This window comes from Dyadobacter sp. CY261, assembly GCF_021440085.1.
Lineage (GTDB): Bacteria > Bacteroidota > Bacteroidia > Cytophagales > Spirosomataceae > Dyadobacter.
In genome coordinates this window covers 96,703-121,744 of record NZ_JAKCPW010000014.1, presented here as the reverse complement: position 1 = coordinate 121,744, position 25,042 = coordinate 96,703, and the positions used below count along the sequence as shown (strand labels likewise).

Sequence of the window (25,042 nt, the reverse complement as noted above, 5' to 3'; positions counted from 1 at the left end):
GACGATGGCGTTCCTTATTGCTTCGCTTCGGCATTTCTTGTTTAGCCTTAAAAAACGATTAACTACATTAAAATGAGCATTCTACTCGGAGAACAGGAGTATTTCAAGGGCATCGGCAAAATCGCTTATGAAGGGCCCGAAACTGACAATCCACTGGCTTACCGCTGGTACGATGAAAACCGTATCATCGCTGGCAAAACGATGAAAGACCACTTGCGTTTCGCGGTGGCTTACTGGCATACTTTCTGCGGGGCAGGTCTCGACCCTTTTGGCGGACCTACACTTTTTTACCCATGGGATAAAAAACCTGATGCCGTTGACCGCGCCAAAGACAAAGCTGACGCTGCATTTGAGTTCATTACCAAACTGGGCCTGCCTTACTATTGCTTCCACGATCTGGATGTGGTGGATTATGCCGACGACGTTCGTACCAACGAAAAGCGCCTGCAAGCCCTGACTGAATATCTGGGACAAAAGCAGAAGGATTCCGGCGTGAAGCTACTTTGGGGAACTGCCAACCTTTTCAGTCACCATCGCTATATGAACGGTGCTTCCACTAACCCTGATTTCGACGTAGTGGCACATGCCGGTGCGCAAGTCAAAATGGCATTGGATGCGACGATTGCATTAGGCGGTGAAAACTACGTGTTCTGGGGTGGTCGCGAAGGCTACATGAGCCTTTTGAACACCGACATGAAACGCGAGCAGGAGCACTTTGCGCAAATCCTGAAAATCTCCGTGGCTTATGCCCGTGCCAATGGTTTCAAAGGTAAATTCTTCATCGAGCCAAAACCTTGCGAGCCTACCAAGCACCAATACGACTATGACGCAGCGACCGTGATCGGCTTCCTGCGCCAGCATGACCTGCTCGGTGATTTCAGCCTGAACCTCGAAGTAAACCACGCCACATTGGCCGGCCATACTTTCGAACACGAATTGCAGGTAGCTGCCGACGCAGGCATCCTGGGCTCAATCGACGCTAACCGCGGAGATTACCAAAACGGCTGGGATACCGACCAGTTCCCGAACGACGTGGCTGAATGGACACGGGCATTACTCGTGATCCTGAATGCAGGCGGATTGCAGGGTGGTGGTATCAACTTCGACGCGAAACGCCGTCGCAACTCGACCGATGTGGACGATGTGTTCCACGCACACATCGGCGGTATCGACACCGTGGCACGTGCATTGGTTATTGCCGACAAAATCATCCAAAACGGTGAATATGAGAAAATCCGCAAAAACCGCTACGCAAGCTTCGACGGCGGCAAAGGTGCCGAATATGAAAAAGGCGCACTGAAACTGGAAGACCTCTTCGAGCACGCTGCTACCAAAGGCGAGCCCGCAACCACTTCCGGCAAACAGGAATACCTGGAAAATCTGATCAGCCGTTTCCTCTGAGACGCTGGCTGGCTATTACCTAAATATTAAATTTGCGAGAGCCATTGATGTATTTCAATGGCTTTTCGCATTCACGCAGGCCCGTCGGGTGTAACTTGCATGTAAATTAACCCAGCGCTATCTGCCATGTATACCGGCCGCGCCCAAAAGCATCCCGTCCCTCCTGTTTTATTCGGCATCATTCTGATCTTGATTTGGATGATTTCGGCATTGCATTCATCTGCGCAGACCAGCCAATTAGTGGAGACAGAACACACTATTTCGGCCAGCCCCCAGAATCCGGACTCGCTCCTGCTCCAATTGAAGGCGAATTACAATAGTTCGGTGAAGCAAAGCAACGAAAAGGAAGCCGCAGGGTATTTGCAGCAGATCGGCGGACTGCTGTTTATTTCGGGACATTATCCGCAGTCGCTGGATTACTTGCTGCAAGCCGAGAAGATTTACCGCAACCTGAACGAGAAGAAATCACTGGCCGAAAACCTGAATATGCTCGGCGAACTTTACTACCGCACGCGCAGGCCGCAACTGGCACGAAAACAATATGACGAAGCCCTGGGCATTTACAAAAACTTAAAACAGGAGTCAGGCAAGGCGGAGATTTATGGGCGCATTGGGCACCTCTACGAAAAGCGCGAAATGTACGACAGTGCATTCTACTTCCAGCAAAAAGCCCTGCAATCCTACCAGCTCGACCGCCATATCGATGGTGCCGCGAAGATTTATGAAAATATCGGAAGCATTTACGAAGATCTCGAAAAATACGATTCGGCTTTTTTCTATTTCAACAAAGCCCACGCGCTGAATGCACAGACGCACAATGCCCGCGCACAGGTGGAGGTCGTGAATAATCTCGGGGATGTGCTCCGTAAAACAGGGCAGTTTCGCGAAGGGTTGAAATACAGCATGCAATCTTTACAGCTCGCCCAAAGCAACGGAGAACGCTATCAGATTTCCAGCGCCTATAACGACATGGCCAAAGCATACAACCTGCTGAGCCGCAACGACAGCGCATTCCATTACCTCACATTAAGCCGCAGCCTGCTCAATGACATTTACTCCGAAGAAAGTAACAAGCAACTCGCTTTGCTGCAAACGCTTTATGAGATCGAAAAAAAGGACAATGAAATAGCTCAGCTTACACAGGCCCGGCGCATCGATACGCTCATATCCATTGCTACGGTTGTCGTGATTATACTTGTGATCGTCGTAGCAGCATTAATCATCAGCCAGCAACGGCTCAAAATCAGGAACGAGCAGAAGCTCCGCGCACAGCATAAGCAGGTGTATGAGGCGCAAAATCAGCTCATGGAAGTTGAATTGAAAAACAAGAAGCTTGAAGAAGAAAACCTCAAACAGCAGCTCGAAACCAAAACGCAGGAATTGAGCAGTTACACATTGCACATCATCCGGAAGAACCAGCTCCTGGAAGATCTCCGCACCAAGCTCGACGAAATGATTAAGGACGACAAGCGTGACCAGCGGAAGCAGATCAAATCGCTTTCTGAACAAATCAGCGAAGGCTTGCAGGACAACCAGCACTGGGAAGAATTCCGGGGCATATTCGAGCAGGTTCACCAGTCGTTTTTCGACCGACTGCAACTGCAAACCGGCCCGCTGACCGCCAACGACCTCCGGCTCATCGCCCTCATCAAAATGAACCTGACCTCTACCGACATTGCCACGCTCCTTGGCATTTCGCAGGACAGCCTACGCGTAATCCGCCACCGCTTACGGAAAAAACTGAACATTGCTGCGGGTGACAACCTTTCCGCCTATATCCAGTCCATTTAACTGGTTAACAGTTTGTTAATACTGTCGTAACACAAACATAATGGCAGCAAATAGACATTTAACTTGCTGAATATCAGTTCCTTAATAGAAGAAACAACACCTTGTTGCCTTGATGTAACGCTCTGAAATTGCCTGTTGCCCTTTTGTTAACGGGCCACATTTGGATCACTCAGTTCGTTCTGCACACCTTCGCATCGTCAACGGGAATGGCGGGCCGACCGCCGACCGCGGACAGCCGGCCACCGGTATTTACTCAGATTTTTGATGCGATGATCCAAAATTTCCTCCATACCTTCCTCCTACTGCTTACAGTCACAAGCCTGCATGCAGGGACCCTCAAAGGCAAGCTGCTTGAAGCGGCCACCGGCGAGCCCGCATTGGGCGTTGTGATCTCTATTGAAGGAACCAACCTGCACGACATTTCCGGGCTGGACGGCTCTTTCACCATATCCAATCTGCAAAAAGGATCCTATCGCCTTAACATCCGGCATATTTCATACGCGCCGATGCAAAAGGAGTTCACGATCAATAGCAGTGAAACCGTACAGATAGACCTGTCGCTGGACGCTGCCGAAGGCCAGAAACTACAAGAAGTAGCGGTGACGGGAAAACGTGACGGTGCCAGTGACAATACCGCCCGCCTCATGGAGCGCAATGCGAGCCAGGTGATGAATATCGTTTCCGGCAAAACCATCCAGATTTCGCCCGACCTGACCGTAGCCAATGTGATCCAACGCATTTCCGGTATTTCCATTGAACGGAACAGCAACGGCGACGGCCAGTATGCGATTTTGCGTGGGATGGACAAACGCTACAATTACACGCTTGTCAACGGCGTGAAAATCCCGAGTCCTGATAACAAATACCGTTACGTCCCACTGGATATTTTCCCTTCCGACCTTCTTGAACGACTCGAAGTATACAAGGCATTAACACCCGCGATGGAAGGTGACGCGATTGGCGGGGCGGTGAATATGGTCATGAAAGACGCTCCTGATAAGTTTACGCTTTCTGCCAATGTTTCCACCGGCTATAATGAGCTTTTTATGGACCGGAAGTTCATGGGCTATGATTTTAGAAATATCCAGTCAAAATCACCATATGAACGCAATGGAAATCAGTACAATGCTGTTCCGGCTGATTTTTCGACTGCCCCGGTTGATTACAAATCCAAAACACCGCTACCCAATTTGCTGGGAAGCATAGCGGTAGGTAACCGTTTTTTGCGCGACAAGCTGGGAATTCTCCTGGCTGGCAGTTACCAGAACACCCACCGCGGCAGTAACAGCCTTTTCTTCGACTCCGAAGCGGTGGACACATTACGCGGTGAAACACTCACCAAAATGAGCGAACGGGCATATTCGGAACAGCAGATCCGATATGGTTTACACTCTAAAATGGATTTCCGGATCAATGACAAGCACAAGATCCAGTTTTATAATGCATTCATGAACCTGACCAACGTGCAGGTGCGCGACGTCAAATCCACGCAGCTCACGATAGGCGGGTACGACCCGGTGGCTGGCAATGCGACGCTCGGCTACTCGACGCGCTCGCGGCTGACCAAGCAGCAAATTTTCAACAGCACTTTGCAGGGGAAACATCAACTGCTTGATGCGCTTGCATTGCAATGGTCGGCGGTGTATTCCAAAGCGACTAACGAAGTGCCCGACAACGTGACTGTTCCGCTGACCGGCGTCATGGAGAATTTTCAGGAAAGAAAAACCACTGTGGGTGATGCCTCCCGGAGATGGGAACACAACTCCGACCGTGATATTTCGGGCTATTTAAACCTGGTCTACAACACGACGATCGGCTCGGCGCAAGTGGAATGGACAGCCGGGGGATTGTTTCGTGACAAATCGCGCTCCAATTTTTACAACAATTACCAGCTCCGTCCGACCGATCCATTCGCCGAATACGGAAAAGATTTCACCAACTACACCCAAATCCGCTGGACGATCCAGAACCCGCGCGGCTCCGTAGCAAGTGCATTGAACTACAATGCGACCGAACAGATCAAAGCTGGTTTTGTGCAGTTCAAAGCAGAAACCAAGAATCTGGAAATATTGGGCGGAGTGCGTGCAGAAGCCACAGACCAGGGCTATTCCATGCTCTTTCCGATCGGGGAAGACAGGCCAGATGGCAAGCAAAAGTATACCGACATTTTACCCAGCCTGCATTTCAGATACAAACCCGAAGAGCACATCAATCTGCGGGCCTCCTACTTCCGCTCGATCAACCGCCCCGGCTTCTTCGAGATCGTACCCTACCGCATTGTGCAGGAAGAATACCAGGAACGCGGCAATCCCGATCTGAAACGCGCCATTGCCGACAATATCGACCTCCGTTACGAGATGTTTCCGCGGGCCTCGGAGCAATTTATGGTGGGGGTTTTTTACAAAATGATCAAAGATCCTATCGAATACACATTACAACGCGACGCAATCCGCGGTCAGGATATTTACTACTCGCCGGGCAACTTCGGGAATGCCAAAAATTATGGGTTGGAAATCGATTATATCAAATATGTAAAACAGTTCGGGATCAAGGCCAATTATACCTACACCCATTCGCGCATTACCACACCCAAGTCCAGGCGCATACGCAACGAGAGCGGCGATCTTGAAACGATCAATGTCGATCAGACCCGACCGCTTTACGGACAATCCGCACATGTAGCTAACCTTTCGGTGCTCTATAAAAACCAGAAGAGCGGGATCGACGCCCAATTGGCGGGCGGCTACACCGGCGACCGGATCAATACCGTTTCGCAGTTCCTCGACAATGACCTCTGGCAAAAAGGCTTCGTCCAGATGGATGCGTCTGTCGAAAAGACATTCCGCAATGGTCTGGGCGTGTTCCTGAAAGCCAACAACCTGCTCGACACCCCTATGGAAGTGTATATGAAGAATATCAATGCTTCGAATGCCAACATTCCGCATCAGGATTTGTCCGGCAAAACGCTCATCCGCCGCGACCGTTACCAGCGCTCTTACCTGCTTGGCGTACGATACAAGTTTTAATCAGTCATCAAAATTTTAAATCTCATGAACAATTTCAAAATGAAACAATTATTTATGCTTTCGGCCCTCGCGGCATTTCTGATCACCGGTTGCAGCGACGACAAAGATGAACCGACGCCCGTAGACCCAGCGCCAACGGAGCAATCGGTAGCCGGCGAAGTATCCGGCACCTGGACCAAAGGTAACACCTACAAAGTAACCGGCCACATCCAAGTTCCCGAAGGCAAATCCCTGACCATCGAAGAAGGCGTGACCGTACTTTTCAGCGACTCGGTGATCAAACCCGAAGTAGTGGTAAAAGGGAATTTGTACAGCCTCGGAACTGCCGCTGCACCTGTTAAATTCACCGTTCCTGATGCCTGGAAAACAGCCGGGAACCAGTTCGGTAACCTTTGGGGCGGATTGATCGCCGGCCCTAATTCTGCTGAATTTGTATTGAGCAACACCATCCTTGAATACGGCGGTGCGGTAACGACCGAAGAGTCCCCGTCGGTGAAGGCCGGTTTGTACAAAGCTGCCGCGGGCGAGCACGTGCCGGTTTTGTATTATCCCAATATAAATGGAAAGCTGGTGGTTGTGAGCAGCACCATCCGTAACTTCAATGAAGATGGTTTTTATATCGAAGGTGGTAAAGTGATCGTCGCAAACAACACATTTTATACAACCGGTGTATCAGGTGGTGACGCAATCAACATCAAGTCGGGAGTACAGGCTGATGTCGCTTTCAACGTGGTTTACAGCCCTAATACCAATGCTTTGAAACTCTCCAACAGCGGCGACCGCACGCCCCAGGCTTATATCGTAGGTTATAACAACACGATTATCAATGCAGGTTGGAGAAGGCCTACTACGAAAGGTGGGTCAATCTGGCTTGAAAAAGGTGTTCGTGCCGATCTTTACAACAACCTGCTGGCAAACGACCGCTTTGGTATCAAAAAAGAGAATTTAGACAAATCTGTGGATGCCCGCTCGGTAATCGCCAACACATTGTATTATGGTGCTACGGAAGAAGGCGTGAAACAATTCCAGCCGTCGGTCGAAATTTTGAAAGGTGTGAACGACATTGTTTCTACCAAAGTGGGTGACAACGATCCTAAATTCGTCAACTACCCATTGACTACCGACAACAAAAACGCCACTTTCAACACTGCGTGGGATTTCCATTTGCAAGCCGGTTCACCGGCCCTTGGCAAAGGTAAGACGAGCTTCACCCGCCTGTATGCAGACGGCCTCGTCCTCAACGGCGTGACCTACAAATCGCCGGCCCCTGCCGACTACATCGGGGCATTGGGTGTTAAGTAATTTTTATTCAAATAAAGTGTACCAGGCATGATGCAATGTCATGTTGAGCGCAGCCGAAACATCATCGCACGATGTTTCGACCGCCGGGCGGCCCCGTTCGCTCAACATGACATTTTCAGTTCGGTACAATCTACATTATTCTAACACCAGTGAAAGCATTCTTATTCTTGGCCGTTATCGGTCTGGCCGCATTCTTCATTGCCTGCCAGTCCCATCAAAACAGCCCCATCCAATCTGCCAAAGCTGACACGATCAGCCCGATCATCCAGCCGGTTTTCATCACCGATACCGTCGCCCATGATACCGACGATCCAGCGATCTGGATCAACCCGGCCGACCCTGCCCAAAGCCTGATCATTGGCACCGACAAGGACCAGGATGGCGGCTTGTACGTTTTTGACCTGCAAGGCAAATTGCAGAAAGACAAATCCGTGACGGGCTTGAAACGCCCCGATAACGTCGACATTGAATATGGGCTGATGCTGGAAGGCAAACCCACCGACATCGCCGTAACCACCGAGCGCTTCACGCACAAGCTACGTATTTACAGCGTGCCCGACATGAAGCCTATCGACAACGGTGGAATCGAAGTGTTCGTGGGAGAAACGGGTGAAAATGTACGTGATTTGATGGGCATTGCGCTTTACAAAAACAAATCAGGCAAAATTTACGCCATCGTAGGCCGCAAATCAGGCCCTACCAATGGCACTTACCTTTGGCAATATGCACTGGAAGATAATGGTAAGGGCCAGGTGAAAGCCTCCCTTGTCCGTAAGTTCGGAAAGTATAGTGGGTTAAAAGAAATTGAAGCCATTGCTGTCGACGACCAGCTAGGCTACGTGTATTATTCTGATGAAGGCAAAGGTGTCCGCAAATATTACGCCGATCCTGAAAAAGGCGATGAAGAACTGGCCTTGTTTGCCACGAATGGTTTTACCGAGGATCACGAAGGAATTTCCATTTACCAGCTCACAGACAGCACCGGGTACATTCTCGTATCCGACCAGGGCGCCAACAGTTTCCAGCTATTCCCTCGCGAAGGCACAGCCGGCAAGCCCCATGGGCATCCTTTGTTAAGAAAAGTCACCGTCAAAGCCAGCCACAGCGATGGCTCCGAAGTTGTTTCCGTTCCCCTCAATGCACAGTTCCGAAACGGCCTGTTCGTAGTCATGAGCGACGACAAGACTTTCCACCTCTACCGCTGGGAAGATATTGCCGGGGGGTATTTGAAAGCAACTAAGTAAGCATTTATGTAGCGTTTTTTAACTTTCCCAAATACAAATAAGCCGCCGGAAAACTCCGACGGCTTATCTATTTTACTATCTACTATTAAACTGACTGAGTTTAATCTTAACCTGTTCTGCTAATATCCGTCGTTTTGTTTCAGATTTGTATTGTTACGAATTTCGGCTGTTGGAATAGGGAAAAGTAATTCGCGGGCTGACAAAGTTGGACCGTAGGAAAATGTGTGGCCTACGTAATTATCAAATTTCTTTGTCTTCACATTAAATGCCTTCCGAAGGCGTGCCATATCGAACCATGTGATGTTTTCGAAGCACAGCTCATGCCAACGCTCCTTCCAGACCGCCTCGCGGAATGTGTCTTTTGTCAGACCGGTCAATGCAGGCAACTGTGCCCGCGTACGAATGGCATTCACAGCTTCGTAAGCCTTAGCCGATGGCCCTCCCACCTCATTCGAAGCTTCTGCATACATCAGCAACACATCGGCGTAGCGGAGCACCGACCAGTTCAGGTCGCTGTTTGCGCTACTGGTTTGCGCCACGTTATCGAAGTGTTTATAGATGAAATACCCACCCAGATCCACTTCTTTGTTGCGATCGGATTCGTTAGTGAATTTTGTAAAAAAGAACTGTTTCTCTTTCGCACGCAAATCATTGGCCTCATACGACTTCACAAAATCGCCGGTCGCATAAATACCACCCGTTTCATCGGAATACGCCGAGATGTTCTTGTTATAGGGAATAATGGAAACCTGCCAGCCCGAGGCGATCAGCCCGGTTTTGTACTGGATCATGAAGATGTTTTCTTCAATATTCTTCTTCGCGGGATTGTGCAGGTCGTCATAGCTGGCAAACAATTTAAATTGCTTCGAATCGATCACTTCCTCCGCTTTTTTCGCAGCCAGATCATAATATGCAGCACCTTTTTGCAGCGGATAACCTGCCATTGTAAGATAAACCTTCGCCAGCAGCGATTTCACCGCCCCGAGCGTCACCTTACCACTGTTTTCGCTCATCGGAAGCCCCGATGCTTCGGCAGCCTTCAAATCTTCCACGATCAGGGTATAAACCGCTTCCGGTGTGGCAGCATTAGGGCGTAACTGCTCCGATTGCAGGCTCACGGGCTCGGTTATCAGCGGAATATTGCCAAACATCTGCACCAGTTGGAAGTAGTAGAATGCGCGAAGAAAATAGGCTTCGCCCAGCACCCGCTTCATTTCGGCGGCATCCATCGTAATTCCGGGGATCCTGGCAAGAGACAAGTTGGCACCTGCAATTCCTTTGTAATACTGGGTCCAGTAGGTCTGGCCATAGGAATTGTCGGAAGTATTTCGCAGATCCTTGATAAAGTAGCTGTTCACGGCCTGTCCAAGGTCAGTCCCGGCCAAACCGGTAGCAAACTCGGGCATCATCCACGTCCCTCCGCCAAAACCGCTTACCATTGGTTCACGCAATGGGAAATAGATGGCGTTTACAGAGCTCCGCGCATGTTCCGGACGCGTAAAATAATTCTCTTCGGTGAAGTTACTGGGGTCGGACTCGTCCAGGAAGTCGGAGCAACTCGTCGCTCCGAATAAGCTCAGCATTGCGAGCAATCCGATTTTCTTTGATATGATTCTCATTGTTGTCTTCGGTAAGAGTCAATTTTATTATAAACCGATATTCAAGCCAACCATAAATACTCTTGGCTTCGGATAGTCATACAAACCAAATCCCTGATCGAATGGCGATCCTGAGTTGGACACCTCTGGGTCAAAACCTTTGTATTTGGTTGACACAAAGAAGTTCTGAACGGACGCATAAGCTCTCAGACGGTCCAGCTTCATTTTCGAAACTACACTGGCCGGGAAAACATAGGCCAACAAAAGGTTACGTCCGCGGATGAACGAAGCGTCGGTTACCTTGTGGCTGTCGTTGTTGGTGGTATAATAGGCGTTGATCGGACGAACCTGCGCGATCGGCGTGTTCTGGTTGGTTTCTGTCCATGCATTCAACACCGTTTTATAGCTGTTCGCGATACCCTGGCGGTCCTCAGCCGAGTGGATACTTCTGTCGAGCACGTCGTTGCCGTACATGTATTGCAAATCGACGGTCAGCGACCATTGTTTATACGTGAATGTGTTCAGGAATGTACCGAAGCCATCGGGGATACCTTTACCGATGATCGTGCGGTCGTTATCGTTGATCGCGCCATCGTTGTTCAGATCCGCGTATTTAACATCACCTGGCAACATATTGTATTTTTTGGCCTGCTCTGCTTCCGAAGTGGACCAGGTGCCCTGATGTACACGTCCGAAGAATGAACCCACCGGTTCGCCTACGCGGATAACCGTAGCACCCGAGAAGATATCACTGCCACCCGAAAGCGCCAATACTTTGTTTTTGTTTACAGAAATATTGAAGGTAGTGCTCCAAGAGAAATCACCGGCTTTAATATTGGTCGAGTTGATGGCAAATTCAACCCCTTTGTTTTCCATACTGCCGACATTGGTAAAAATGCTCGTGTAGCCGCTGCTCGATGGAAGTGGCGCGTCCAGCAACATTTTGTTCACTTTTCTGCGGTACAGGTCGAGTTCGAAACTGACGCGGTTCTGGAACAGCCCCAATTCTACCCCGAAATCCACTTGCTGTGTTTTTTCCCATTGCAGGTTCGAGTTCGACATCCGGCCTACGCCGATCCCGATGTTACGGGTACCTCCAAAGATGACATCCGAGCTTGCCAGCCCCGCAAGTGCGCGGTAGGCAGGAATTTCCGAGTTACCGGTAGCACCATAACTTGCACGGATTTTGAGGTTGGAAATCGAGTTCGAGTTTTTCAGGAATTCCTCTTCATTCACACGCCATGCCAAAGCCGCCGATGGGAAGAATGCGTATCGGTTGGCTTCACCGAATTTCGACGAACCATCCATACGGCCTGTGAAAGTAACGAGGTACTTGTTCATCAGGCTGTAATTGATCCTGGCGAAATAGGAGTTCAAACCGTAAGCTTGCGCGTTCGAGGTAGGAGCCACCGCGATGGCACCTGCGCTGAGGTTATTATACTGGAAGTAAGTATCCGTAAAGTTCTGGCTTCGTGCCTGGTTATCGAACCGATCGACGTGCTGCCAGGACAAACCAACCATAGCATTGATCGAATGGATTTTACCAAAGTCTTTGACGTAGGTCAGGTAGTTTTCAAACTGCCAGGAATTGAACCGGTTATTGACCACCCACGCTTCGCCATTGCTGGTAATGTACTGCAAGCCCGCCGCAGCGAAATAGTCGTTACGCTGGTTGATAACATTGGCACCAACCGTAGAACGCAGGTCCAAACCGTCGGCAAGACGGATGTTCGCATACATATTACCCAGCATGGTTTGTGTTTTCAGGTAATAGAGACGCTCGTTCACGACGCGCAACGGGCTGTCTCCGCCTTCCATACCTGGATAATCGCGGTTGCTGGCCCATTTACCGTCCGGGTACTTCACCGGGATGATCGGCAATGCTTCCAGTACCTGCCGCATGGCGGTAATACCACCACCATCCAACTGGTCGATCTGCTTTTCATTCTGATCGGTATACCCGAGCGTACCCCCTACTTTCAGCCAGCTTTTGATTTGTGAATCAAATACAAAACGGCCTGAGAAGCGTTTCTGCCAGGATTCCTTGATAATACCATTCTCATTACGGTAGTTCAGGAACGCACCGAAGCTGCCCTTTTCGTTTCCACCGGTGAAACCCAGCTGATGGTTTTGGGTAAACGCTTTCTGGAAAGTCTCTTTCTGCCAGTCGGTATCGTACAGTGGATTACCGCTCGAATCGAAAAGCAACGGATTGGTGCGTTTCAGCTTCGGATCGGTGTATTTGGTACCGGTCGCCCAGCCCACGGGATCGTATTTGGCCGCGTTGGCATAAAGCGTTTCTTCCACTTGCAAGAATTCCTTTGAATTCAATACGGATAACTTGCGGGGAGCTACGCCGATGCTGAAATCGGAATCATAAGTAACTCTTCCGCCCCCGGATGTACCGCGCTTGGTGGTAACGAGAATAACTCCGTTGGCACCCCGTGCACCGTAAATAGCCGTTGATGAAGCGTCTTTCAACACCTCGATGGACGCGATATCGTTCGGGTTGAGGTAGTCGATCGGTGTACTGCCGTTCTGAAGGGTAAAGGCATTCAGGATCACACCGTCGATTACATAAAGAGGGTTGTTTGAAACACTGATAGAGCTGGCTCCGCGAATGCGTATGTTGGCGCGGCCACCTGGACGGCCCGAGTTGGACGACACGTTCACCCCAGTAATGCGGCCCGACAGTCCTTGGTTCAAAGAGGAAGCAGGGCGTTCCTGCAAGACTTCCGCTTTGAGGGTCCCGACAGCACCGGTAAGGTCAGATTTTTTAACAGTACCATAACCCACCACCACCACTTCTTCCAATGCATTCTCGTCCGGGGCCAGTGTTACATTCAGTGCCGATTGGTTTCCAACCGCCACTTCCTTTGATTTGTAACCCACAAAGCTAAATACCAGCACCTGCTGCCCGCCATCAGGAATGTCGAGGCTAAACTCCCCCGCAGCACCGGTGGAAGTACCGCGTTGGGTACCTTTCAACACGACGCTCACACCGGGAAGGGCCGCTCCGGCCTCGTCGGTAACATTGCCTTTTACCGCCCGGTCCACTGCATGTGCCAACAGCGTTGATTCCGTCGGGTTTTCCAGTACCTGCTGCGAGTCTGGCAATGCCATTGCTTCATCCTTACCCTCCTTCTCTTTCGTCGTCTCCTTGGCCTTGCCTTCTGTAATGACGAATGTATTCTTGCGTGTTCTTTTGTATTTCAGGCCGTTCTGGCGTAGCAACAAATCAAGGTTTTTTTCTATTGGCTGATTGAAATCCAGATTGGTCGAAGCAACGTTCACGGAGCCTACCAGACGGTCTTCAAACATGATTTCCACCCCGTAATGCCGTTGCAGGTCCAGGAGCACGTTTTTGAGCTTCATCTCCTGTCCGATGGAAGCAGTTTGCTTGGACGGCATCGATGCGAAGGCAATGACCTGGGATTGCACGACCAGGGACGATTGTGTCATCAACACAATCCCGATCGCCACCCATTGCTTGGCTGATAGCGTTAGATTCATAATCAATTGGTTTGGATAATTAATTGTTCGTTAAAAGGATTGTAGCGCCATTTTGCTCGACCCTGAGATCGAGCACCTCCGAGATCGTCTTCAAAAGTTCTTCCGCATTTTTAGTTTTGAAATTGCCCGTAATCGACCGCAGGGCAATGTTCGGGTCCGAGAGGCTTACCTTCTGACCGAAGTTCTCCTCGATCATCGCAAGGATTTCCTTTACAGGCGTTCCGTTGAACACATAGCGCTGTTCGGTCCAGGGCGCAAATGTTTTAATGTCCTGCTTACGTTCCAGTTGTACGGCGCCTTCCTGATCCAGGAACGCCAGGTCACCCGGCTCCATCATCACTTCCCTGCGCCGATTGTTTTGCGAATAATCGATGCGGACGCTGCCGGATTTCAACGCCACTTTGGTGCCTCTCGGCCTTGCGAATACCGAAAATGTGGTACCCAGCACTTCGACCTGAAATTTTTCCGAAGTTTTGACCACAAAGCGCTTATGATCAATGGTATGGCTTACTGAAAATTCGGCTTCGCCTGCCAGGCCCACTTCGCGCACATCGCCCCAGAAACCGAGCCGCGGGACCTTTAATGTAGAGTTTGAATTTAAAGCTACACGGCTTCCGTCTTCGAGGTAAACATCGGTGGTTTGCCCGTAAGCCGTTTGGTAGGATTTGTATTGTAGCGGATCGCGAAACCACCAGCCGCAGCTCACCAGCAATGTCACCGAGGCCGCCGCTAGCCAAAACCGGTTACTACGCCGCCCAAGCCAGAAAGGAGTACGCTCCTCGCGTTCTTCTTCCTCCCCTTCCTCCTTCCTCCCTTCCTCCACCTGTTCCATTGTCGAATTTAGGCGGAGAAGCAAATTTTCAAGCGCCGTGTCTTGGTCGGGGATAAACTGAGGGCATTTCGTTTCATATTCCAATAGCCATTGGTGAAATAGGTCGGCATTCTGTTTTTGGACAATCCAGTCCTCCACAAGCTGCCTTTCGAGCGGATTGGCCCGACCGGCCAGGTACTCGAAAAAGGTATATTTCGATATAGTTTTTTCCATTTCTGTTCGGTTTATAAAGTTGACGAGGGCATGTCGGGGCGATTCTTCCAAGGCGTCCTCTCAAAGGGACTCCCTTCCAGTTGTTCCCTTCCAGGACGGCTTAGATGATACTTAAAATGGTGAGGCACACCGATATCATCCATTCGCCATGAAGGGCAGTGCGAAGATGCTTCAATGCTTTGGAGATGTGCACTTCGACTGTCTTGGGCGAGATATGCAGCTCTTCTGCGATCTCATGGTATTTTTTGTTCTCGAAACGGCTCAGCAGAAACACCTTCTGGCATTGCATCGGCAGCCGCGCGATCACTTCATTGACTTTCAGAAAGAGGTTGTTATAATGGATTTCCGCGTCAGGCTGCTGATGATAGGTCGAAATGGAATGTTCCTCATTCATTTCAAGCGAGTCCATTTTCCCGAACTCTCTACGCATATACGTATAGCATTCGTTACGCACCGAACGGAACAGATAGCTCGTGTACGACGACGTAATGTTCTCGTAAGCTTTCGTGCGATAAAACTGGAAAAACACCTCGCTCACCAGGTCCTCAGCGATCTGTTTGGAATACACAAAACGCACCGCGTGGCTGCATAGCGGGTTATAATACCGTTTGAACAGTAATTCGAGGCCCTTCCCCGGGTTCTGTTCAAAAGCCGCTTTCAGGAACGTTGCAGAATCGATTTCATTCACAGGCGCCTTGCCTTCATGTACAGGAGACACAAATGGCCCAGGGCGCTTCGTTTCCGGATTAAGCAAAGGATCGTGCATTGAGTATCTGTTCGTATGTAATAATTAAAAGACTTTCTTGCACTTAAAATCCCTTACTCTTAAATTAAAAAAACTAAAACTTTTTTTAATCATATCTTAACAAATACAAACCGCAAACTAAAAAAGCCGCTGTCCTTTCGAACAGCGGCTTTTTGCTTAAACTAGATATTTTTGGTTACAAATTCTTCGCCTTCATTTGTTTCACGGCGTAATCCACCGCTCGCGCTGACAATGCCATATAGGTGAGCGATGGATTTTGGGTAGATGTGGAAGTCATGCTGGCTCCGTCAGTCACAAATACGTTTTTACATAGGTGGAGCTGGTTCCATTTGTTGAGGAGCGACGTTTTGGGATCCTTACCCATGCGCACACCGCCCATTTCGTGAATATCGTTACCCGGCTTGCGATGGTTATCGTTCGATCGCACATTCTTAAAGCCTGCCTGGGTAAACATCTCGCTTACCTGCTCCATATAATCCTTGACCATCTTCTCGTCGTTATCGTCGTAGCCGACCGAGATCCTCAGTTTGGGCATACCAAACGGGTCTTTTTCACTTTTGTCGAGGGCTACGTAATTGCTCTCTTTGGGGATCGTCTCGCCCATCATGTGCGAGCCTACACTCCAATTGCCGTATTTGGTTTCGGCTAAGCCGGCTTTCAGCGACTCGCCGAGACCGCTGCGGTCGTTATACGTATTCCGGTTGGCACCGAAACCGGCCGCATATCCTCTTAAGAAGTCGGTTTCCTGCTTGTATACATTGCGGAAACGCGGAATGTAGCCGCTATTTGGGCGACGGCCGTCGGTGGTCGAATCCAGGAATCCTTCATATTCGCCGGAAACGGTCGCGCGGTAGTTGTGGAATGCTACGTATTTACCTAAAACACCGCTGTCGTTGCCTAGGCCGTTGGGAAAACGGTTTGAAATCGAATTCAGCAAAACGAGGTTAGAGTTCAATGCAGCCGCATTCAGGAAAATAATGTCGGCATAAAACTCCATCATCTGCTTGGTATTGGCATCGATCACGCGCACCCCGGAAGCTTTTTGTTTCTTCTCGTCGTAAATGATCGAATGCACCACCGAATGCGGACGGAGCGTCATATTGCCGGTTTTCATTGCCCATGGAATGGTAGACGCATTACTACTGAAATACCCGCCAAACGGGCATCCGCGCTCGCATATAGTCCGGTGCTGGCATTTGGCACGTCCCTGATCAAGGTGGATCTGCTGTGGATCGGTAATATGCGCTGCACGGCCGATAATGATATGGCGGTCTTTGTATTGCTTTGCTACCTGCTCTTTGAAATATTTTTCGACGCAGTTGAGGTCGTGGGGAACGAGGAATTCGCCATCAGGCAGCGTGTCGATACCGTCTTTGTTACCGGTGATGCCCGCGAATTTCTCCACATGGCTGTACCATGGCGCAATATCGTCATATCCAATCGGCCATTCTACCGCGAAACCGTCCCGCGCCGGGCCTTCGAAGTCGTACTTGCTCCAACGCTGCGTCTGCCGCGCCCATAGCAACGATTTTCCGCCTACCTGATAGCCACGAATCCAGTCGAAAGGTTTCTCCTGAATATAAGGATGCTCATTATCCTTCGCGAAGAAATGTGCGGACGATTCCTTGAAATTGTAGCAACTGGCCGCAATAGGGTTTGCATCGACAATCTCTTTGGGAAGCCGCTCGCGGTGCTCAAACTCCCACGGCATCATGTTCGTAGTGGGATAGTCCTTAATATGCTGCACATCCCGGCCACGTTCCAGCACGAGGGTCTTCAATCCCTTCTCAGTCAGCTCCTTCGCCGACCAGCCGCCGCTAATCCCCGAGCCAATTACAATGGCATCGTAGGTGCGCGCTTTTTTACTATCAATATTAAAATTTGCCATAGTTTCGATTAATGGGAGGAAAGAGGAAGTAGGAAGGGGAAGAAGGGGATAATAAAAAATCAATGACTCAATTTCCCTTTCCTCCCTTCCTCCGTTCAACCTTTTTTAACAGGTACACACCCATGATAACGGGCGGGGATCATTTCGTAATGGGTAATGTTGGTCATCACGTATTCGGAGGTCATATAGCCCTGGATCGTGAGGTTTTTGACCATGCTAAAAAAAGCTTTCTGCGCGGCATCGCTCCCTTTTTCAATATCTTGCAGAAGTTGCAGGCGCTGTTCTTTGCTGGCATCCGCATACGATTTCCCAAAACGCTGGACGCTCTGCTCGTCGATATTCGAAATACCGCTCGACAGGCCGGCCTGTGCTTTTGAGTCGTAGCAATCCTTCACCATTTTCTGCACAAAATCACCTACCCCCAGCTCTCCTGCGCCCGGTGTATCGGTTTTGGGGATAATGGTTTCGACGATCATCGTAAGATTTTTGGATTGGTCTGCCGAAAGCAACCCGCCCTTCGCCACCACACTCTTGCTCCAACCGGATGCCCAGGAAGGCAAACCCGCCATGGCGCCCATGGCTACTGCCATACTTTTCAGCGCTACGCGTCTTTCCATCTTATATTTTATGTTTAAAACGTTGTTACTGTATTGATACCTTTTGACAAAAAAGCTACTCTTCCAAAAAGTCCAGATCCCTTCCGTGCGTTTCAGGGATCGTCAGGATGCAGTAGAGGCCGATAGCAAAACAGATCACCCCTACCAATGCCCCAGCCTGAATGACTGTAAAAGAACCTTTAAAAATAGCAAATAATGTGGTCATTCCTACTACCGTTCCGCGGACCATATTCGGCACTGTGGTTGCGGCTGTGGCACGCAGGTTGGTACCAAATTGCTCCGCGCCGATGGTGACGAACATGGCCCAGTAGCCGATACCAAAACCCAGCAATGCGGCCACCGTGTAAAGCATCATAGCGGTTTTAATGCCCGCAAACAGGTAAATGAGGCTGCATATCAATGTAAAGATCATCAGATAAAAAACCGCTTTCTTACGCGATTCGAGCCAGTGACTGATGAACCCGCTGCATAGGTCCCCCAACGAAAGGCCCACATAACACCACATAATGGAAAGCCCCGGCTTGATCGCTTCGCCGATGCCCAGCGCCTTACCAAACTCATTACTAAAAGTGGCAAGGATACCAATCACAAACCAGGTGGGAAGGCCGATGCCGATACATTTGAGGTAACGTGATAGCCGGTCTTTATTGGTAAACAATGCAAAAAAGTTGCCTTTCTCGACATGTTTCTGGTCTTTAATATCTTTAAAAATCCCGGACTCAAAAACCCCGATACGCAGCAAAAGCAGCGAGATACCTAATCCGCCGCCGATGAAATAGGCATAGCGCCAGTCGAAAAACTCGACCGTAAAATAGGCCACTACTGCACCCAGCAAACCAATACCCGCCACCAGGGAAGTACCAATTGCGCGCAGGTGCTTAGGCAGGATCTCGGAAACCAATGTGATGCCGGCTCCCAACTCACCTGCCAAACCAATGCCGGCAACGAAACGGAGCAGCTTGTAAACCGTCACATCCTGCACAAAACCACAAGCTATATTGGCAAGGGAATAAGTGATAATGGAGCCGAAAAGCACGGAAAGCCGCCCCTTCTTGTCTCCCAAAACACCCCACAGGATACCGCCGATCAGGAGGCCGGTCATTTGCCAGTTGAGAATACTGGCCCCGGTAACGGAAATGTCGGCCTCGGAAAGCCCTAATGCAGCCAAACTTGGCAACCGGACGATCCCGAAAAGGAGCAGGTCATAAATATCTACGAAATAACCAAGGGCAGCGACTATAACGGGAGCACTGAAAAGATAGGAAGCGTCTGAGCGCGTTGCTGTGACGGATGACATTGGGTTTTGTATGGGTTTCATCGGAATAACTTGCAATATTATGCAAATAGCCGGACATAAGCCCGGCTATTCGTTGGTAAATTAATAAGATTTAAAGAGAAAGTTTTGTTTTACAAGACACCGGTTCTCCATTGGTTTCATATATACAAGCCCCTGCTTAAAGTTCCAGTTTCTGTTTGTCTTTCAGCAACTGTTCCTTCAATTTTGTGTAATCCACATCCTGGACAGCCACTTTGGCATCAATCGCCTGAACAGCAGCCGTCGCGGCGCTCTGACCCAGGATCATAAACACGGGCTCCATGCGGATAGAGCCATAGGCAATATGCGATGCAGAAACGCACACCGGCACGAGCAGGTTTTCACATTCGGCCTTTTTAGGGACAATCGAACCGTAAGAAATGCCGTAAGGGTTTTTAGGATGCACACCAATGTCGCCCTCGTTTTGCACAAAACCATCCTCCTTCACATAGCGCTGCGCATTGTGCGCGTCGAGCGAATAGGAGCCCATGCCTACCGATTGCGCCACCGCTTTTTTGCCCAATGTCTCATTCTCTGTCATCACATTCAAGCCAAGCATCCTGCGTGCTTCGCGGACATAAATCTGATGTGGCCAGCCACCGTTATCCTTGAACTCGTCTTTCGGCAAGCCCCATTCGTTCACTTTGGTGCGCACATCGGCGGGTACCGCCTGGTCGTTGGCAAGGAAGTACATCAGGCCTTTCTGGTATAGTTCGTGCTCCTTGATGATCTGCTTGCGGCGTTCATAAGTCGCATCCGGATAATCGTAGTTCTGACCAATGAAGTCGGTACTGAACGGGCCATGGTTGTTGGTATCCGTTTTGCGGTTGGGGATAGGATCGTATTTATCAAAAGTTTCGGTCCAGCCGGCTTTATATACACGGGCTAACAGCTCGTATTTCGCCGGATCATAACCTGCCGGTTTGGCGAAGGGAATGCGGTTTTCCGGATGCGATGAAAGGCACATCCGAAAGCAATAAGCCTGGATCTTGTGGTCACCGTCGCCGTTTTTACCAATTTTTTCAGCAGAAACGTAAGGCAGCAGACCACTTTTCGGGTCGCCTTCCACTTTATAAGGGCTTACATTCTTTTTAAAATAATGCCCATGCTGGAAAACGCCCGCCTGGATGCCGTTCCATTCTTCGTTGTAAACGCTGTTGGCTTCGCGACCTACATGGTATTTCACGCCCGCGGCAGCCATGAGATCGCCCTCATAAGTAGCGTCGATGAACATTTTGCCTTTGAATGTTTTACCGCTCAGTGTTTTGAAGGAAGTAATCCGACCTTTGTTCTTCTGAACGCCGGTTTTACCTCGGTCGAGCCATTCATCGCGATAGATTTTGATATTGTTTTCTTTCACAAAATCTTCAAAAACCTGCTCCGCCACGTGCGGTTCGAAAATCCACATTGTACGCTCGGCTCCGTCCATCGCCACAGTTCCCTGGCCTTTGTTACCATATTCTTCTTTTTTCTGCCAATGCCAGCCTTCGGCCTTATCATAATGCAGGTAAACGCGATGATAAAACTCACGCGCCAATCCGCCGATCACCGATTTATTACCCGTATCAGTAAAACCAAGGCCGCCGGATGAAAGCCCGCCTAAATGCTTGTCGGGCGACACTACCAACACCGTTTTACCGGATTTAATGACCTGCACAGCTGCCGTAACCGCCGCACATGTGCCGCCGTAAACGATCACGTCGGCCTCATAAGATTGTGCAAAAGAGGTCGTAAACCCGACTTGTGAAATGGTGATCAGGCACAGAAAGAGTAATTTTTTCATTCAATATTCTGATTTAGGATTATAAGATTGCGTATTGACGGGACGATCGACCGCCGACCGCTGACCGCTGACTGTCCATGGTCCATGGTCTATGGTCTATGGTCTATGGTCGGCGGTCGGCGGTCGGCGGTCGGCGGTCGGCGGTCGGCGGTCAGCGGTCGGCAGTCGGCAGTCGGCGGTCGGCAGTCGGTCCCATATTATTTAGAATTGAGTACGAATAGAATAGCATCCGCTACGACTGCGCCGTTGGCTCCATCCGATGAAATATTTACCGCCGAAGCATTGCCTTTCGGAAGATTGAACTGGCCGACGTGATACCACTCACCCGACGTTTGTCCTTCCACGACGATGTCTTTTTCACGGACGGTCAGGTCTTTCACCTCATTGCCATATTTTACCGAAAGTTTTATTTCAGAAGCCAGTTTGGCCACTTTTGGAAAATAAGCGTAGATCTGGTAAGTGCCTGCTTTCGCTATTTCCGGAGTAAAAGTCACCGAGCCGCCATTTTTATCGCCTTCCGCCGTGGTTAAAAATGAAGGTCCATACCCACCCTTTTTCACCGGCTCCCAGCTTCCCTTGACAGAAACTTGCTTCACATCCTCATTATCGACCAGGATTTCAGGCGTCGCGCCGTTCACCAGCGGATCTGCTTTAAGCTTCGCCTGCAATTTGGCAATATCGACGCGCTGGATGCTGGTTTTGGCGTCAATAGCCATCACGGCTGCAATGGCCGACGATTGCGCAAGCACCATAAACACCGGCTCCATGCGAATCGACCCATAGGCAATATGTGTCGCGGAGAGGCACACAGGTACGAGCAAGTTGGTGCATTCCTTTTCCTTCGGCACCAGCGAGCCATAGGCAATCGGGTAAGGCCCGAAACCGCCGATCTCGACATTACCCTCATTTTTTGCCATGCCATTTACCACAATGCGCTGAATATTGTGCGAATCCATCGTATAAGCGGCCATTCCGACGCCATCTTTCACCACTTCCTTTCCTTCGCAATTGGCCTGCGTCATCACATAATTCCCGACCATTCGTCGGGCTTCACGTACGTAAAGCTGTGGCGACCAGTTGCCGGTTTTCACATATTCATCTTTAGGATAACCCCATTTCAGCATCGATTCGCGTAGTTCCACAGGCACGCGCGGGTCGTGACCAAAGAAGTAGAGCAGGCCTTTGGTGTACGTCTCATGCGCTTTGATGATCTGTTCGCGTTTTTTATAATCGGCGTCCGGATATTCGTAGTTCATGCCGATCATGTCCGTCGAAAAGCCGTTCCGGTTGTTAATGTCCGTTTTGTTGTTGGGCATTTTACTCCAGATGAAATAGTCATTCAGCGTTTTCCTTTCCGGTTGCTTCGCGATCAGGCGGGCGAGGAGCTCGTAATGCACAGGATCGTAGCCTTCCGGTTTGGTAATGGGCACCATATTGTTGGGGTCCGAAGTGAGGCAAATCCGGTAGTTGTAGGCCTGTACCTTTTTATCGCCTGTGCCGTTTGGTTCCAGTTTGGCTGGCGACACGCCCCATAGCAGGCCGCTTTCCGGCTTACCTTCTACTTTGTAAGGATCGATACCGTCGGGCAACTGGTGCCCTTTCATGAGCTGCACACCATTGATGGTTTCGTTGTAATCGCTGTTACCCTCCCGGCCGACAGCGTAACGCACACCCGCCTTCGCCATCAGATCACCTTCGTATGTACAGTCAAGAAAGACTTTTGCTGCGATAGTCTGGTTAGTTTTCGAATCGGGCTTAAGACTATTCTCCAAAACAATGGATTTGATCTCCGCACCAGCCTTGTTGGCACTGATAACCCTGTTTTGGTAAATGACTTTAATGCCCGCCTCATCCAGGTATTGCTGCAAATACTGCTTCGCTACCTTCGGTTCAAACGTCCATTGCTCGAATTTGCCATAATGCTTGCCAATCCGTCGGTAAAAGTCCCGTGACAGGCCGGTAATTGCGTATTTATTACCAATATCGGTGTAACCGAGGCCACCCGAAGTCATGCCTCCCAAATGCCCGCCCGGCTCGATTAATGCGACTGTTTTACCCATTTTCTTCGCCGTGTAAGCCGCTATCACCCCGGCCGATGTGGCACCATAAATGCAAACATCGACTTGCTGCGCCTGGGCATCCAGCCGGGCTTCGGCTGTAAACCGCCCCCCCGGGGGCCGGAGCCCCGGGGGTCGCCGCCCCGGGGGCAGAAACCCGGATAGCAGGAATGCCAGACCACATGCGAATTGCGCTAATGCTATTTTTTTTCTCATCATTTTAAAACCTGTTTGTTCAAGACTTAATACCCTGGATTTTGATCCTTGGCTGTAATGGCTTTGTTGTACAAAATCTCCGAGTTTGGGATCGGCCAGAGCATATGTTTCTCGGCCACTACGATATTCTTTACTTCCAGAATACGCTGTTTGGCTATCCCGAGGCGTTTAAGGTCGTTCCAGCGCTTGCCTTCGTACATGGTTTCGTAACCTCTTTCCTGAACTACCTTATCAATAAAAGATTGGAGCGTGAAATCCGCCAGCTTGAAATCCACAGTGGAAGCCGATTCGGCCGGCTTTCCATAGGCGCGGCGATGGATTTTATTCAGGCTTTCGAGGCCGTCGGCAGTGGGTTTGCCATTGGCGCGGGCGTCGGCTTCGGCGTGAAAAAGAAGCAGGTCGGCATAGCGGTACCAGGGATAATCGTTGCCTGCCCCACCTGTCGCCAATGGATCGCGGTATTTGCGGTATAACAGGGAAGTAGTACCCAGGCCGATGTCCACATTATAAAACATGTGGTTTTTGCGCAAATCCTTGAAATCCCAATTCTTGATCACCGAATTGGAAACCGAATCGGTATACTGTGCGTACACGCCGCCGGGACCGTAGTAGTTGTATTGGCCGATCTTGCGGTGCGCATAACTTACCAGACCAAAACCTTGCTGACGGGAATATTTAAAATAGAATATCTCTTCCGACGTATTCACAACCTCCGGGCCGTAAATCTTCTGAAAATCCTCCGAAGTGCTCACCGCCACCAGCGAGTACTTTTGCGAATCGATCACTTCTTTCGCTTTCGCACGCGAATCTTCCCATTTTTCCAAATACAGATAAACTTCCGACAGCAACGTCTTGGCAGCCCATTTGGTTGGTCGACCTATTTCAGACGGGTTATCCGGTAGCCCAGCTTCGGCTACCAGTGCATCGGCGACAATCAGCTTATAAACATCGTCCACGCTGGACCGGGGAATATCGGCGGCAGTCATGTTTTCCTCCGTGCGCAATGGCACTCCCGCCCAGTTTCGCACCATTGCAAAGTAGATGAGCGATCGCATATATTTCGCCTCAGCCACAAATGCTGTTTTTTCCGCGTCCGTCATGCTGGTACCTTTCGGAACATTGGCAATGACCAGGTTCGCATTCCGGATAGATTGGTAGAAGTTGTCCCAAATCGTCGCGACGCGGTTGATATTCGTGTTATCGAGCCCCTGGTATAAGCTCACGGGCGTTTGCGTGCCTCGCGAATTGCCATAATCTGCCAATCCTTCGAGCTGCGCCGGATAGTTGGTCGACAATGCATTGTCGACGCGCATCGGACCGTAAATCGCATTGACAGCCGCCTTGGCCTCCGCTGCGGTATTGTAAAAGTTCTCTGATGCTAACGATTTGGGTTTCTCTTCCAAAATATCGGAACAGCCCATGCAAACCGCCGCTAAAAACAAACTGATGAATATCTTTTTCATATCAATAATTCCTTTAA

General features: G+C 50.0%; 15 protein-coding genes. 5 read left to right on the top strand and 10 right to left on the bottom strand.

All coding sequences use genetic code 11. The features are described 5' to 3' along the window. The first annotated feature begins 72 nt into the window (after positions 1-72). From xylA to LZD49_RS29310, 5 genes are all read left to right on the top strand, one after another. Positions 73-1,401, top strand: a complete 1,329-nt coding sequence (xylA, locus tag LZD49_RS29330; protein WP_234671518.1) for a xylose isomerase — start codon at positions 73-75, stop codon at positions 1,399-1,401. 126 nt (positions 1,402-1,527) lie between these two features. Then, complete coding sequence (locus tag LZD49_RS29325) at positions 1,528-3,192, top strand: tetratricopeptide repeat protein (RefSeq protein WP_234671517.1); 1,665 nt, start codon at positions 1,528-1,530, stop codon at positions 3,190-3,192. Between the two features lie 269 nt (positions 3,193-3,461). Continuing rightward, entirely contained in the window at positions 3,462-6,218 is a 2,757-nt protein-coding gene (locus tag LZD49_RS29320) for a TonB-dependent receptor (protein ID WP_234671515.1), read from the top strand. A gap of 39 nt (positions 6,219-6,257) precedes the next feature. Next, entirely contained in the window at positions 6,258-7,520 is a 1,263-nt protein-coding gene (locus tag LZD49_RS29315; protein WP_234671513.1) for a right-handed parallel beta-helix repeat-containing protein, read from the top strand. Between the two features lie 149 nt (positions 7,521-7,669). Next, positions 7,670-8,764: a phytase gene (locus LZD49_RS29310; RefSeq protein ID WP_234671511.1), complete on the top strand. Its 1,095-nt coding sequence runs from the start codon at positions 7,670-7,672 to the stop codon at positions 8,762-8,764. Positions 8,765-8,883: 119 nt separating this feature from the next. Here the strand turns inward: LZD49_RS29310 and LZD49_RS29305 are convergent, their stop codons facing one another. The 10 genes from LZD49_RS29305 to LZD49_RS29260 form a co-directional block, all read right to left on the bottom strand. Then, positions 8,884-10,383, bottom strand: coding sequence for a RagB/SusD family nutrient uptake outer membrane protein (locus LZD49_RS29305; protein WP_234671509.1), 1,500 nt, complete (start codon positions 10,381-10,383; stop codon positions 8,884-8,886). A 27-nt stretch (positions 10,384-10,410) separates the two neighbouring features. Continuing rightward, positions 10,411-13,875 carry a SusC/RagA family TonB-linked outer membrane protein gene (locus tag LZD49_RS29300; protein ID WP_234671507.1) on the bottom strand — a complete coding sequence of 1,155 codons (3,465 nt, stop codon included), beginning with the start codon at positions 13,873-13,875 and terminating at the stop codon, positions 10,411-10,413. 19 nt (positions 13,876-13,894) lie between these two features. After that, entirely contained in the window at positions 13,895-14,920 is a 1,026-nt protein-coding gene (locus tag LZD49_RS29295; protein WP_234671506.1) for a FecR family protein, read from the bottom strand. Positions 14,921-15,020: 100 nt separating this feature from the next. Beyond that, on the bottom strand, positions 15,021-15,686 hold the full coding sequence (locus LZD49_RS29290; protein WP_234671504.1) for an RNA polymerase sigma-70 factor: 666 nt from the start codon (positions 15,684-15,686) through the stop codon (positions 15,021-15,023). Positions 15,687-15,861: 175 nt separating this feature from the next. Next, on the bottom strand, positions 15,862-17,574 hold the full coding sequence (locus tag LZD49_RS29285) for a GMC oxidoreductase (protein ID WP_234671502.1): 1,713 nt from the start codon (positions 17,572-17,574) through the stop codon (positions 15,862-15,864). A gap of 95 nt (positions 17,575-17,669) precedes the next feature. Beyond that, positions 17,670-18,191: a gluconate 2-dehydrogenase subunit 3 family protein gene (locus tag LZD49_RS29280; RefSeq protein WP_234671499.1), complete on the bottom strand. Its 522-nt coding sequence runs from the start codon at positions 18,189-18,191 to the stop codon at positions 17,670-17,672. A 55-nt stretch (positions 18,192-18,246) separates the two neighbouring features. Then, positions 18,247-19,488: an MFS transporter gene (locus LZD49_RS29275; protein WP_234671497.1), complete on the bottom strand. Its 1,242-nt coding sequence runs from the start codon at positions 19,486-19,488 to the stop codon at positions 18,247-18,249. Positions 19,489-19,645: 157 nt separating this feature from the next. After that, a complete protein-coding gene (locus tag LZD49_RS29270) occupies positions 19,646-21,289 on the bottom strand; it encodes an FAD-dependent oxidoreductase (RefSeq protein WP_234671496.1) in 1,644 nt (547 codons plus the stop codon). A gap of 197 nt (positions 21,290-21,486) precedes the next feature. Next, the gene (locus tag LZD49_RS29265; protein ID WP_234671494.1) at positions 21,487-23,565 is read right to left on the bottom strand and encodes an FAD-dependent oxidoreductase; all 2,079 of its coding nucleotides are present in this window, start codon (positions 23,563-23,565) and stop codon (positions 21,487-21,489) included. Positions 23,566-23,588: 23 nt separating this feature from the next. After that, entirely contained in the window at positions 23,589-25,025 is a 1,437-nt protein-coding gene (locus LZD49_RS29260) for a RagB/SusD family nutrient uptake outer membrane protein (protein ID WP_234671493.1), read from the bottom strand. Positions 25,026-25,042: the final 17 nt, after the last annotated feature.